Below are 13,544 nucleotides of genomic sequence, written 5' to 3'. Positions count from 1 at the left end.
GTCTTTTTTAAATAAATAGTACTTTGATAACTAAAAATTCTGTTGTTTTTCAGTTGACATACTACCGCAGGTCTTTTCCTTTATTAATATTTAATTCCCACCAGTTAACAACCATATTTTACCACAAGTGACCTATTAATAATATTTCACTCCATTTTTTACATGATTTTGCATAAACCAAAATTAGGAATAATATATAAATAAAAGAGATGTTTTTGTGTCTTTTACCATCCGATTTCACACTGGTATTACCAGCACTTGCTATTTCCCACCATTTGTTGTAAGATAGTAATTAAGGTCAATTTAACAGTATATTTTCTTTGCATATTATCAAGTATCAATCAGGAACATTTTATATTCCTTATGGGTTTTTGATAATATGTGAAATTTTATTTTTCATTCAAATAAGGCCGAACATATTGTAATCTTTTTAATTTTTAGGAGGCATTACCATGACATTAACAGGTAAAGTAAAATGGTTTAACAGCGAAAAAGGTTTCGGTTTCATCGAAGTTGAAGGTGGCAACGACGTATTCGTTCACTTCTCAGCTATCACTGGCGACGGCTTCAAATCTCTTGACGAAGGTCAAGAAGTTAGCTTCGAAGTTGAAGACGGTAACCGTGGACCTCAAGCTAAAAACGTTGTAAAGCTATAATTCAAACAATAAAAAGGTTGTTACCAGCACGGTTAACAACCTTTTTAATATATAACTAAAATTTTTTACATAAAAGGAGTGGTTACATGTATCGCAATCGAAAGAACGATGTAGCAGAAGTACCACCAGAACAAACCCCTGTCTGGGAATGTGAAGCAGAGGATTGTTTAGGATGGATGAGAAAGAACTTTTCATTTGAAGAAGAGCCTAAATGCCCTTTATGTAAACGTAGCATGAAAAGCGGAGAACGTTTATTACCTAAGTTAGGTTAATTTTTACTTAACCCCTCTTATTTAAGAGGGGTTTTTTATTATAAATTTAAATCTTCAACATCCGTTCGAACTATAGAATACAATAATGCATCATGTTGCTTATTTCCTTGATGAATATATCCACGTAATAATCCTTCTTTATGAAAACCTATTTTACATAACATTTTACAAGAAGTAACATTTTCAGGGTATGTAATAGCACCAATTCTAAATAAGCCTAAATCTTGAAATCCATAACGAATAATTTCCCTGGCTGCTTCTGACGCATAACCATTCCCCCAATAACGAGGATGTAAGTCATATCCAATTTCAGATCGTTTACTCCATAATTGTAAATTATTTAATCCAATTGTACCTATTAAATTATTTGTTTCTTTTAATACAATCCCCCATCGTATTGCCTTTTTCTCAAAGTAATTTTTTGAAAAAGATTCAATCATACGTGAAGCTTGTCCAAATTCTGTAAAAGAATTCATACCGTAATAACACGTTACCTCATCCAATGAAAAGATTTCATATATTTTTTGACAATAAGATTGTTCTATTTCAACTAAACGCAAACGTTCTGTTTCTAATATAGGAAATGCCATAGGATCACTCCTTTCTTTCTACTTATTCATTATAGCAGAAAACATATTTATAATTAGGAAAGTCCTCAATGTCCCATTAATCAAATATTTCAAGAGTAGCCTACCCTCTTAATTCAATACGAACTAAGAGTAACCCTTCTTGCATTTACATGATGCGAAAAATAAAGAGATGATCATAGTACATTGATCATCTCTTTATTCCATACTCACTTTTCCCTTCTAAAACAACACCCTACCCCATACATTTATGGTAAAATATAGTCAATACCTTATTTTATTGTGGAGGTGTAAATTTCCTTTGTATATATTCATCAGCTTATCCCTCTTACTCATATTACTCATATTTTTATTCGCAAAAAAGTTCACTCCAAACTCATTCATGATGACTAGTTTTAAAGGCAATAGCTTTAAGACATTTTCAATCAGCATTTTAATCGCCGCTACTCTTTCTCTTTCATATGGAATCTATCACGCAGCAACATATCAACCTAAACATTTAGATATCACATTACAAAATCAAAACTTTACTGTTTTCGGTAACGTTGGAGAGCTTGGATATTTCTCAGAAGAATTATTAAAAAAAGATACAGAAGTTAAGCTACATTTTGCCTCTTGGAAACCAATGCAATTAAATAATCCAGAAATAATAGTAAACTATCCTTCAGGTAAACAGGAAACATGGAAACCGAACATAACATTACTTCCTGCCAATAAATTAAAAGAGAAACATGGTATAAAAGAGCTTTATCAACTCTCATCATATTCATTTAAAGAATCCGGTAATATAACATTAACGATTACTGAGAATCATACAACGAATAAAAAGATCTCAATTCAAGTAAAATAAATAAAATGTCCCTCCGTTATATTGGAGGGACATTTTATTTATATATGTATGCTATATTAATTTGTCGGTTCATTTAATGTTGCAATTATCTTATTTGCAGTGTTCTTTCCATTTCCAATACACGCACCAATACCGACACCGTAATATGAGGCACCTGCTAAGTATACATTAGGATATAGATCCGTCATTTTTTCTTGTAATGTTTGAACTGCTTGATTATGTTCTAAATGATATTTCGGCATTAAATCTTTCCATTTTGTCACTTCAACTACTTCTGGTTCACCTTTAATTCCGAGACTCTTTTCAATATCATATAAAGCGACTCGTACTAGTTCTTCTTCATTATAATTTTTAATCGTTTCATATACCGGATTCGTACTCTTATAAAACATTCTCACTAATAGCTTTTGGTTTCCAGATGTATGTTTCCACTTCCGGCTTGTCCATGTACAAGCATCACAATGTAAATTACTGTTTTCTGTTACGATAAATCCTGTGCCGTCCGCTGGTAATTGTTCATCTAGTATGTCAAATCCTAAGTAAATACTTATAAGTGATGAATTTTTAAATGTATGAAACTGCTCGTTTAACTCATTAGACTGTAATAAACTTTCTGCGATATCATGCGGAGTTGCTAAAACAACATAATCAGCTTGGATTGATTCGTGATTTGCAAAGGAGACTTCATAGCGATTACCTTGTTTACTTACAGCTGTCGTTACAACACCCTTCTTAACAACCGTCTCAGTCAGCACTTCTTCTAAACGATCAATAATCGTAGATAATCCACCTTTAAATGATACGAACTTTTTGTTTCCTGCTGATTGAAACTGCTTTTTATTCTCTTCAAAACCTTTAATAATACTTCCATATTTATTTTTATAATCCAGTAAATACGGTAGTGTAGACGCCATAGTAAGCTCATTCAATTTACCAGAATATACACCTGAAAGCACCGGAGCAATTTGTCTTTCTACTAACTCTTTTCCTAAAAAGCTTTCTAAAAATACAGCAAGAGAAGTATCTTTTGTAAACTCTTTATTTTTCGTTATGAAATCTTTTAAAGCAACAATTTTCCCCTTCGTTGATACTAGCGTACTGCTAAACAACGATCGGGCACTCATCGGTATCCCAAATATAGTGTCAGAAGGAATTGGATGTAAAATATTATCAGAATATATGTAAGAAATACCCGTTTCATTATATACCATTTCTTCTTCTAAATTTAAATCTTTTATAAGCGGCATGACATGTTCATTACGAGCAACGATAGAATCTGCTCCGGATTCCATAATAAAATCCTTTTCTTCTACACTATGGATTTTCCCACCTAAGTACTCTTCTTTTTCTACAAGGATTAAATTTAAATCTATATTATAATCCTTTTTTAATTTTTCTAAATAAAACATAGTAGAAAGTCCCGTTATACCTCCACCGATGACAACAACTGTTTTCATATGTATTGCGCTCCTAACCGATACAATTAATAATTCCTTTATTATTATACCCAAAAGTCCTTATATTCGACTAGCAACTTGCGCATTCTGTAAGAAATTAGACAATATATCCGAATAAATTTTTGGTTGATCATTATGTACTAAATGACTGGCAAACGGAATAACGGCAATATGAATATTTCCGTTTAATTGTTTGAACGTTGTAACAGCTGTAACTTCATCTTCTGAATCTCCCCCAGCAATACAGAGTGTAGGTATTTGAAGATTCGCTACATCACCAATTTCATCGAAAGGATACCAATCTTTAACTTGCCACGATTCAAGCAATGCTTTCCAATCACTTTTTTCATGAATTTGATTCATATACGTTATAACTTCTTCATTTTTCATCAATTGCTCGTGACACTTCGCTTCATACTCCAGAGACTCTTCCCAATTATCCCTCTTAACCGGAAAGATTCCTGAAAAAGTTAATGTTCTCACTTTCTCTGGATACTTTTTTGCAAATAATAAAGCGATTAATCCCCCTAGTGAAACACCCGCTATATGACATCTATCAATTTGTAGATGCTCTAACGTATCATATAAATCCTTTGCAGAACGTAGGAAATAATTCTCCAATGTCCCCCCTGATTTTCCATGGCCTCTTAAATCAGGGCGAATGACTTGATAATTTTGTTCTCGAAAAAATGCTACCTGCTCTTCATATTCTACTAAACCTGTCATACCACCAGAATGTAAAAGTACGATTGGTTCCCCTTCTCCTGAAATGTACGTATGTAATATCATGTATCCGCCTCCTCTAAAACAGAATATTCCATCTATTATTAGTATATAGAATATACATCTGAATTTCCAAATAAAAAAGAACTATAACATTTTCACATCATGTCATAGTTCTTCCTATTTTAAAAACATAAAGTAATTAATCAGTTTGTCTATTTCTTGACTTAATGCCAATACTTTTTCATGTTGAATTCCGTAATCTGATACTAAATATAAAAGTTCTTCTTTCTTTATTTCAATTACTTTTTCCAATTTCACTAATTCCATGTCGTTTTACTTCTCTCTCCAATACTAAAATGTATGTATTTTAGTATAGCCTATTTACATAATTAGTAAAAGTAAAATACTCATGTAAAATCTTACATATTTTAAAATAATATACTAACAACAAATAAATTTATATTTTTGTACCTTAATACAGACCATTAGGCTTCATTACGTATTCATAACAAATCGGAATTTCTCTAAAGTTATATCTTTATATTTTGGAGCCCTCCTAATATGATCAAAGTAACTATATGAGAATTTAAAAACATGTCCAAAATCCCAATCAATTGACAAGCCACCTTTTAAAACAGTTTTATTTTCCATCTTTCTATCCCCCGTAAAAAAATCACTTTATACTCATCCTAAAGATGGCGTCAATACAAATAAAATATGATTGGATTCATCACTCTTATTCAAAAAACGATGTTTCACATTTGGCGGGATACGTACAACATCTCCTTCTTCTAAGAAGTACTCTTTGCCTTCTAACTCCACATAAACTTCTCCTTTCATAACAACAGCAATTTCTTCTTTATCTTCATGTGAATAGTGATTTTCCGTTGTATTTGCTTGTTTATTTAGGTCCATCATTAACATTTCAATACGCGCTTTCATAAAATCTGGTGTTAATACATCGTAAACTATGTGATCGCTATTTTCTCGATATACTTTCTTTCTATCTTTCTTCTTAGAAATGAGTGAATCTGTATCAATCTCATTAATAAATAGTGTAAATAGCGGTACATTTAACGCTTTCGCTATTAATTCCAATACACTTAACGAGGGATTCGCATGTCCTCGTTCAATTTGACTAATTAATGAAGTACTAATTCCTGCATAATCCGCAAATTCGCGAATTGTCATCTTATTTTTCTTACGATAACTTAATACAGTTTGTCCAAGCCTATCATGTATCATAGTAAATCCTTCCTTCGTCCATCATAATATATATTTCATCGCTTTTGTGTTGACTTACTAAACAAAGGCAAATAATCCTTTTCTATCGTCTCCGAGACTTATATACTTACCTTTGTACATTTTATCGTATTTAGTTTATTATAATAGACAATCTATCGGAGGGACAAACTTTGAAATCACCTATTCTTTCATATTGCATCTTATTTTTCGGTGTATTCGCCTTATCAACTTCAGCGATTTTTGTAAAATTGGCAGATGCTCCTGCAACTATCATTGCTTTTTATCGATTATTTTTCGCTGTATTAATTCTGTTGCCATTATTACTTTTTAATCGAAACAATCGAAACGAACTAAAAACAATAACAAGAAGACAATGGGGATTCGGATTCATTTCTGGGCTATTTTTAGCTGCACATTATGTACTATGGTTTGAATCGTTACAATATACTTCTGTAGCAAGCTCTACTGTTATCGTAACGTTACAACCTTTATTCTCAATGATTGGTGGTTATTTTTTATTCAAGGAAAGGTTTACGAGAGGCGCGATTATCGGTTGTCTCATTGCTATTTCAGGAAGTATCATCATTGGCTGGCAAGATTTCCAAATTAGCGTGGAAGCCTTATACGGAGATATTTTAGCATTTATTGCGGCAGGAATTATTACCGCATACTTTTTCATTAGCCAATATGTTCGTAAAGATTTGTCACTTATACCGTATTCGCTCATTAGTTATGGAAGTAGCGCCTGTTTTCTTGGTATATTTGCTTATATGAAACACGAATCTCTTATCCATTACTCTACACAAACTTGGCTATGCTTTATTGGTTTGGCGTTTATTGCTACGATTTTAGGGCAAACGATTTTTAATTGGTTATTAAAATGGATGAGTGCTACTGTAATCTCCATGAGCATTTTAGGAGAAACAATTGGGACTTGTATACTAGCGTACTTTATATTAAATGAGACTATTTCTTTACAACAAGGACTAGGCATTACAGTTATTTTTATTGGTCTTGCATTATTTTTATTACAACCAAATTCTAATAAAAAAGCATGACATTATACTGTCATGCTTTCACTATCCATTATGTACAATTAAACCATCAGGTCTAAAACGACTCATCATAATTTCATTAATAAACTTTCCGTGAGCTTTCAAATTTCCTATCTTTACTCCCTCTTCTACAAATCCGAATTTTTCATATAGAGTTTTCGCTTTAGGATTCGTTTCTAAAACACCTAGTTCTACTCTCTCTAACATTAACCAATTATCAGCCAAATCAAGCATTTTTGTAAGAAGAGCTTTTCCAATGCCTTTATTATGATATTCACTATCTACCCCGATAAACAAATCACCCGAATGAGATCTACGTCCAGGACTTTGGGTTAACCCAACAAATCCTACAACTTCCCCATCATACTCTGCGACAAATTCAAATTGATTTGGTGCTAAATTTCGAATTCTATTTTCCATCGCATCTACACGCATGCTAGGTAAGAAAATCATATAAGGTAAAACGTCATCTTGTATGCATATACGGTGAATCGCTCTGGCATCTTGTATTTCTACTGCTCTTACTTTGATCGTCATATTTTCTTCCCTCCATATTCTTAACAATACATATATTCATTCTAGCCTCCCGCATGAAACCCCTTCTCTCCTTTATTTCTTTATGTTATTTTTATATAATTATTTCGGCATAATATTAGCTTTACGAACAAACTTATCTACATTAACCGGTTAACTTTTTACTTTATTATATAACGCAAGCAGCTTTTCCATTGGAATACCATTTACTTTCATACCGGCTATATCACAATTTTCTATTTCCATATTTTTTAGATTACTACTACTTATCGTACTCCCTTCTAAATCACATCTATTAAATGAAATAGGATATTTATTTTCTCCAAGACTTGTATCTTTAAATTGAACTCCACCTAAAATCACCAAACTAAATTTACTGCCAGAAAGATTTAAATCTGCATATGAAGAACTTCTAAAATTAATATTTCTAAACTTGGATTGACTTACATTACAATTGCTCATATTCATATTCCTTATATTGCTGCCAACAAATGAACTATTTTTTAAATTTACTTGATAATACTCTGTATTTTCCAAGTTGCAGTTTTCGTATTGGCTATTTTTCATGTCTTCATTTTTAAATACACTTTCTTTGTTTGAGCTCGTCCCTATTCTTTTCACGTAACAATACTCATCTTCTGATTCAAAAATTGTTTGGTAACCCATCTTTTTATAAAAATGGTGATTATTAATTTGTCTACTCGATGTTTCGAGATCCCAAATCCTTATGCTTGGATATTCCGCTTCTATTAATTTAATAACATTTGATCCAATTCCTTTCCCTTGATAAACAGGCTCTACAAAAATACGATCAATCCGGCCATATGACTTACCTGAGATCGTAACTATAATTCCCCCGATTATTTTTTCATCCATTATTACTTTATAAGAATCCAATTCTTCGATTGAATATCTCATCATTTCTACTGAAGAATACCCTGGTGGTTGGATGTTATAGTCAATAACATCACCTTGACCACATAACCATCGTTCTGCTTCTTCATCAAATGTTCTTGTCATTATTTCTGTTAATTTTTCAGCATCTAAAATTGTAGCTTTTTCTATAGATATTATTGCCATTTTTGTTTTCCCCTTTATTATTACAAGATAATATTTTTGTAAACAATACAGTTATAAAATAAAGAAAATTAAAATTAATCACTCTACTTATTATTAAACTACAAATCAACCTATATTTTCCACTGTTCTTTAGATGAATAAAAAAGAGACCATGCAATATAAACATGATCTCTTCTATTATTTATTTTCACTTGTATATAATTTAAAATTAGTTTTTATTTCAGCCACTCGTTACAACTATTACTTAACTCCTGTAAATCCTCTATAAATCGACTTGCATGATATCCATCACAAACCGAATGATGTACTTGCAATGAAACTGGTAGCATAACTTTATTTTTTTCATTAAAATATTTCCCACAAGTTATAATAGGTAATAGATAATCAGCATCATTACTAATATTAAGATTAAATCCAGTAAAACTAGTCCAAGGTATGCTAGAAATCGGAAATACATTAGGCGGAGTATTTTCTTTCGTGAAAAGACCATGGACACTAGCATAGTATCTCATATCGTCTTCATAATTTTTATAGAAAGTGCGGAAATCACTTGAATAATCCGTCCATATACTTGAAAAAGACTTATCATCTTTATGAAAGATTGTATAACTCGGGATCATTTCCTCCCAATAGCCTAAAGCTCCTTCATCATTAAAAGATGTTCGAAATTCTTTATGATTATTTACTACTTTAGAAATTAAATATATAAAAACGGGATAAAATTTTACTCCCTTTTGATATACTTCCTCTAATAACATCGTGATATCAACATTAACAGTCATACTAAATGTACATTTCAACTTTAAATAATGCTCAAAATACTGCTCTCTATTCCAATTTTCTCTATCAATTACATGAAACTTCATTTTAATAGCCTCCTAAAATTTTCTTTTTATTTTAGGAGGCTAATTTCCTTGCTTTCACCATAATTGTTCACTCCTAACAGTTTACATTTCACCCTAATTGTTTATTTAATTATATTACATCTATAAGAATCAATTCACATATTTCTGGAAATCCATCCACATACTATAAATAAATCAAATAAAATTTGGAGGATTCATACATGAATAACAAAAATATAAATAAAAAAGAAAATGTTATCGAAAACGCTACACCTATTCAAAATAATAATACTGCCAATCTTACTATCGAAGAACAAGCAATGAACGGCTTATATGGAATGCCAGAAACCGATATTGAAGATGCTGATCATGCTGCATCTGATGATTTGACTTCAAAAAATTAATTACATTGAAAAAAGCCAAGGAAAATATCCTTGGCTTTTTCAACTACGCATCCACTTTTTGTATCTCTTCACTCTTCCTTGAAAGTTTTCCTGGCCAAAAAGCAAAGCGGCCTAAAACGACTGTGATTGCCGGTACAAGTAGTGGTCTTACAATAAACGTATCTAGTAATACACCAATTGCTGTTACAATACCAAATTGAACGAGCACTTGAATTGGAAGTGTTCCTAATACAGCAAAAGTTCCGGCTAAAATTAAACCTGCAGATGTAATGACACTACCTGTTTGTATAACACCATTTTTTACTGCATCCAAATGATTTTGTGTCTTCCTGTTTTTCCATATTTCTGAAACCATAAAGATATTATAATCTTCACCTAAAGCAACTAGAAATACAAATGCGTATAACGGTATTGCACCTTGAATAGCCGGTGCCCCCATACCGAAGTGAAGTAATATCCATCCGGCTCCTAATGCAGAGAAAAATGATAAAACAACAGTTACAATTAAATAAATCATCGCGACAATTGATCGTAAGTAAACAAGTAATAATAAAGCTATAATACTAATCATTACTGGAATAATAACCGCTTCATCACGTTCTGTAATTTGCTTTGTATCATATAATGAAGCCGCTTCTCCGCCAATCCATAGTCGATCTTCTGCATTACTAACCCCAGCATCTTTTAATACTTTTTCTACACGAGTTTTCAATTTAGGGATTTGATCTAATGCTTCAATTGAGTATGGATTTTCAGCTAAAGAAACCTCATACATTTTAATTTGCTTATTTTCTTTCCCCTCTTTTGGCTCTTTCACTGTTTTTACGAAAGAAAATTTCTCTAGTTCTTGTTTAATAGGAAGCTCTTTTCCTTTCGTGTCAACAACAACTTTTGCTGGCGCTAGTTCACCAGCTGAAAAATGATCACTAATTAACGTAAACCCTTCGCGTGAAGGCATATCTTTAGGAAACGATTCTAATAAGTCATACGTGTATTGAATACGTGGTACAAATGATGCCAATCCACCTAATACAAATACAGTAAGCATAATGATTGTCCACGGTCTACGTACTACAACATCTCCAAGTTTTTTACTAAAGGCACCTTTTGATTTTTTAACTTTTACTACTTTCTTTTTCCTTCTTGCTAATTCCTCATTCATCGAAGTTGTTCTCGGTACAAACGGGAAGAATGCAGCTCTACCGAAAATTAATAATAACGCTGGTAAAATTGTTAAAGCAGCGATTCCCATAATAAATACAGCAACACTAAATGGTACTGCAAATCGATGGAAGGCACCATAATGAGCAAGTAATAATGTTCCTAATCCAAGTACAACTGTTAACGCACTCATTATTATTGCACCACCAGAAGCTTTAATTGCAAGTTGCAGCGCCTTATATTTGCTTTCTTCTTCTAACAAGTACTCCCGATATCTCGAAATTAAAAATAAGCAATAGTCCGTTCCAGCACCGAACAATAACACTGTCATGATTGATATCGCTTGGGCATCGACTTTAATCCATCCGTGATCAGCTAAAAAACCGAGTGTAGGACTAATAATGCCGTATGCAAAGCCAACAACAAGTAAAGGTAAAATCGCTAATATTGTTGAGCGGTACAATAAGATTAATAAAACCAATACAAGTAATACAGTAGCAACTAACAATTTCACATCTGCTTGACTAAATAAGCTAACTGCATCCGTTTGAATGCCTACAGGTCCAGATAATCGAACATGTAAACCAGCGTCACTAATTTTTCGTTTGAATGGATCTTCATCGACTTTACTATTCACTATGTTTCTTAAATCTTCAAGATTTCCTTTTAATATATCTGTTCCAGCCGACTTGTTAAAAAATACCGGTGTAACAAATGATGTACCGTCTTTTGAAGCACTTTTTGATAATACTTGTTCCGGGATTGTATCAAATGGTGGTAACGTTGATTGTTCCTTTAAAGGACTAGCTTTTAACTCTTTATAAACGTCTTGTATGAGTTTATAATCTTGTGACTGTAATCCACCATCTCTATACCATATTACTAACAACGGATTCCCCGCATTATTCGGAAACTCTTTTTTCATAAGTGCTTCCGCTTGCTGCGACATAGCTGTTTCGGGTAAATTTTTCGGGTTCGGTTCTTTCGTACTATTTACTTGTGGTAACGTAAATGAAAGTAATAATGTAATAAGAATCCATACCGATAAAGTGATCCATTGCGTATTTTTACTTGCTACAAGCCTCCCTAACATATATAACGGGTGCTTTTTCATAAAAAACCCACCTTCCTTTTTTCCTCCACTATTAATTATATATACTGGTCGGTTAATTAATCAAGAATGAATAAAAATTATGTTATAATTATCTAAACAATACATGTCAGGAGCGAATGGATTTGGAACAAAAACAACGCCCTCTTGGAAGGCCTCGTCAAAATAAAAATACAAAATCTACAAAAGCAACCATTTTAGAAGTTGCAACTCGGTTATTTCTTACTCAAAATTATCAAGTCGTTTCTATGGAGGAAGTAGCAAAAGTTTGTGGTGTTACGAAAGCAACCGTCTACTATTACTATTCAACAAAAGCAGATTTATTTACCGCTACTATGATTCAAATGATGGTACGTATACGTGAGAATATGTCGCAAATACTCTCTACAAACAATACTTTAGAAGAGAGATTATTAAACTTTGCTAAAGTTTACTTACATGCCACAATGGATATCGATATGAAAAACTTTATGAAAGATGCAAAACTGTCGTTATCTGAAGAACAATTGAAGGAATTAAAAAAAGCTGAAGATAGCATGTATGAAGTGTTAGAAAAAGCACTCGCTAAAGCGATGCAATTTGGAGAAATCCAAAAAGGAAACCCTAAATTTGCCGCTCATGCATTCGTATCTTTATTATCAATTGGGAATTTTAAAGATGAAAATGACAATCCTATTCTTACAAATATAGATGAATTAGCACAAGAAATCGTTTCTTTTTATTGGAACGGATTAGGACGTTAAAATTACATGGGTTTCCTTTAATAAAAAAGCATGTTTGTATTTCTTCAAACATGCTTTTTTATCATTTAAGTGTTTTATTTATATACCAACAATTAGACTACACTTTAGCATCCATTATTAAAAAATTATTATCTTCGACTTTTACAAATTTTGAAGTTGAATCTTTATATTCCCCTTACTTAATCCCCCGTGGTAACAAACTACAGATTCAATATCTAGATTTAAATACTTCTTCAAAGACTGCCGTGCTTCCATAATATTTAAAGTTGTTGGAGCATGAACTCCTCCTAACACTCCATTCACACTATACATCGAGTCTCCAGCGACAAGTATTTTGCTTCGTTTCAAATATAAACTAATATGCCCCGGAGTATGCCCTGGAGTATGAAGAATTAGTATCCCACCGCAATACGGAAGTTCTTGCCCGTCAATCACTGTGTCACTCACTTTTCCTTTTGGTGGATTCTCTACATGTACATCTTTCAATAAAGGTAAATCTCCCTCAATATATGACTTATCTAACTCGTGCGCATATACTTTAATATCGCTTACACCATTCTCCAATACATTAGGAAGGCTACCTATATGATCTATATCCTGGTGTGTCAAAATCACAACTTTTAGCTTATCAACAGATACCCCAACTCTCTCCATCTCTACTTGTATATCTTCAAATTGTCCAGGGAAACCAGTATCTATTAAAACTGCCATTTCATCATCCCATAAAAGAATTGGGTGAATGATAAATTCTTGAAACTCAAGTTGTAACATTTCTACTCCTTTAGCAATCTCCATACAGCAATTCTCCTTTACAACTG

The 13,544-nt window shown here is 32.4% G+C and carries 17 protein-coding genes; 6 read left to right on the top strand and 11 right to left on the bottom strand.

Annotated elements, in window-relative coordinates; translation table 11 throughout:
• Positions 1–452 precede the first annotated feature (452 nt).
• Together cspD and PDQ33_RS19705 are read left to right on the top strand one after the other, a co-directional pair.
• Positions 453–656 (top strand): cold-shock protein CspD, encoded by a 204-nt coding sequence (gene cspD / locus PDQ33_RS19710; protein ID WP_000176368.1) that lies wholly within the window; start codon positions 453–455, stop codon positions 654–656.
• A gap of 86 nt (positions 657–742) precedes the next feature.
• Positions 743–928, top strand: coding sequence for a cold-shock protein (locus tag PDQ33_RS19705; protein ID WP_270756472.1), 186 nt, complete (start codon positions 743–745; stop codon positions 926–928).
• Positions 929–966: 38 nt separating this feature from the next.
• Here the strand turns inward: PDQ33_RS19705 and PDQ33_RS19700 are convergent, their stop codons facing one another.
• Positions 967–1,518 (bottom strand): GNAT family N-acetyltransferase, encoded by a 552-nt coding sequence (locus PDQ33_RS19700; protein ID WP_270395312.1) that lies wholly within the window; start codon positions 1,516–1,518, stop codon positions 967–969.
• Positions 1,519–1,816: 298 nt separating this feature from the next.
• Here PDQ33_RS19700 and PDQ33_RS19695 point away from each other — a divergent pair, with 298 nt between their 5' ends.
• Positions 1,817–2,365, top strand: coding sequence for a hypothetical protein (locus PDQ33_RS19695; RefSeq protein WP_000275268.1), 549 nt, complete (start codon positions 1,817–1,819; stop codon positions 2,363–2,365).
• Positions 2,366–2,421: 56 nt separating this feature from the next.
• On the opposite strand, the gene PDQ33_RS19690 is transcribed toward PDQ33_RS19695, so the two are convergent.
• The 5 genes from PDQ33_RS19690 to PDQ33_RS19670 all read right to left on the bottom strand — a co-directional run bounded on the left by PDQ33_RS19690 (position 2,422) and on the right by PDQ33_RS19670 (position 5,793).
• On the bottom strand, positions 2,422–3,822 hold the full coding sequence (locus tag PDQ33_RS19690; RefSeq protein WP_061130762.1) for a protoporphyrinogen oxidase: 1,401 nt from the start codon (positions 3,820–3,822) through the stop codon (positions 2,422–2,424).
• Positions 3,823–3,882: 60 nt separating this feature from the next.
• The gene (locus tag PDQ33_RS19685) at positions 3,883–4,611 is read right to left on the bottom strand and encodes an alpha/beta fold hydrolase (RefSeq protein ID WP_061130761.1); all 729 of its coding nucleotides are present in this window, start codon (positions 4,609–4,611) and stop codon (positions 3,883–3,885) included.
• A 114-nt stretch (positions 4,612–4,725) separates the two neighbouring features.
• The gene (locus tag PDQ33_RS19680; protein WP_000424361.1) at positions 4,726–4,875 is read right to left on the bottom strand and encodes an aspartyl-phosphate phosphatase Spo0E family protein; all 150 of its coding nucleotides are present in this window, start codon (positions 4,873–4,875) and stop codon (positions 4,726–4,728) included.
• A 168-nt stretch (positions 4,876–5,043) separates the two neighbouring features.
• Positions 5,044–5,199, bottom strand: a complete 156-nt coding sequence (locus PDQ33_RS19675; protein WP_000428945.1) for a hypothetical protein — start codon at positions 5,197–5,199, stop codon at positions 5,044–5,046.
• Positions 5,200–5,232: 33 nt separating this feature from the next.
• On the bottom strand, positions 5,233–5,793 hold the full coding sequence (locus PDQ33_RS19670; RefSeq protein ID WP_000581024.1) for a helix-turn-helix domain-containing protein: 561 nt from the start codon (positions 5,791–5,793) through the stop codon (positions 5,233–5,235).
• A 170-nt stretch (positions 5,794–5,963) separates the two neighbouring features.
• Between PDQ33_RS19670 and PDQ33_RS19665 the strand changes: the two genes are divergently transcribed.
• Positions 5,964–6,851 (top strand): DMT family transporter, encoded by an 888-nt coding sequence (locus tag PDQ33_RS19665; RefSeq protein ID WP_000841801.1) that lies wholly within the window; start codon positions 5,964–5,966, stop codon positions 6,849–6,851.
• Positions 6,852–6,872: 21 nt separating this feature from the next.
• Here PDQ33_RS19665 and PDQ33_RS19660 read toward each other — a convergent pair whose 3' ends face one another.
• The 3 genes from PDQ33_RS19660 to catA form a co-directional block, all read right to left on the bottom strand.
• Positions 6,873–7,385 carry a GNAT family N-acetyltransferase gene (locus PDQ33_RS19660; protein ID WP_000153560.1) on the bottom strand — a complete coding sequence of 171 codons (513 nt, stop codon included), beginning with the start codon at positions 7,383–7,385 and terminating at the stop codon, positions 6,873–6,875.
• A 150-nt stretch (positions 7,386–7,535) separates the two neighbouring features.
• Positions 7,536–8,462, bottom strand: a complete 927-nt coding sequence (locus PDQ33_RS19655; protein ID WP_000974857.1) for a GNAT family N-acetyltransferase — start codon at positions 8,460–8,462, stop codon at positions 7,536–7,538.
• Positions 8,463–8,677: 215 nt separating this feature from the next.
• Complete coding sequence (gene catA / locus PDQ33_RS19650) at positions 8,678–9,328, bottom strand: type A chloramphenicol O-acetyltransferase (protein WP_000668566.1); 651 nt, start codon at positions 9,326–9,328, stop codon at positions 8,678–8,680.
• Positions 9,329–9,528: 200 nt separating this feature from the next.
• Here catA and PDQ33_RS19645 point away from each other — a divergent pair, with 200 nt between their 5' ends.
• Entirely contained in the window at positions 9,529–9,711 is a 183-nt protein-coding gene (locus PDQ33_RS19645) for a DUF4021 family protein (protein WP_001060594.1), read from the top strand.
• Positions 9,712–9,754: 43 nt separating this feature from the next.
• Here the strand turns inward: PDQ33_RS19645 and PDQ33_RS19640 are convergent, their stop codons facing one another.
• A complete protein-coding gene (locus PDQ33_RS19640; RefSeq protein ID WP_270756475.1) occupies positions 9,755–11,986 on the bottom strand; it encodes an MMPL family transporter in 2,232 nt (743 codons plus the stop codon).
• A gap of 122 nt (positions 11,987–12,108) precedes the next feature.
• Here PDQ33_RS19640 and PDQ33_RS19635 point away from each other — a divergent pair, with 122 nt between their 5' ends.
• Positions 12,109–12,726: a TetR/AcrR family transcriptional regulator gene (locus tag PDQ33_RS19635; protein WP_000435998.1), complete on the top strand. Its 618-nt coding sequence runs from the start codon at positions 12,109–12,111 to the stop codon at positions 12,724–12,726.
• Between the two features lie 141 nt (positions 12,727–12,867).
• On the opposite strand, the gene PDQ33_RS19630 is transcribed toward PDQ33_RS19635, so the two are convergent.
• Complete coding sequence (locus PDQ33_RS19630) at positions 12,868–13,521, bottom strand: MBL fold metallo-hydrolase (RefSeq protein ID WP_061130757.1); 654 nt, start codon at positions 13,519–13,521, stop codon at positions 12,868–12,870.
• Positions 13,522–13,544: the final 23 nt, after the last annotated feature.

Source organism: Bacillus cereus group sp. Bc031 (genome assembly GCF_027716265.1).
In the GTDB taxonomy this organism is placed as follows: Bacteria; Bacillota; Bacilli; order Bacillales; family Bacillaceae_G; genus Bacillus_A; species Bacillus_A paranthracis.
The sequence above is the reverse complement of the archived record's forward strand: the minus strand, read 5'-3'. Positions and strand labels throughout refer to the sequence as shown.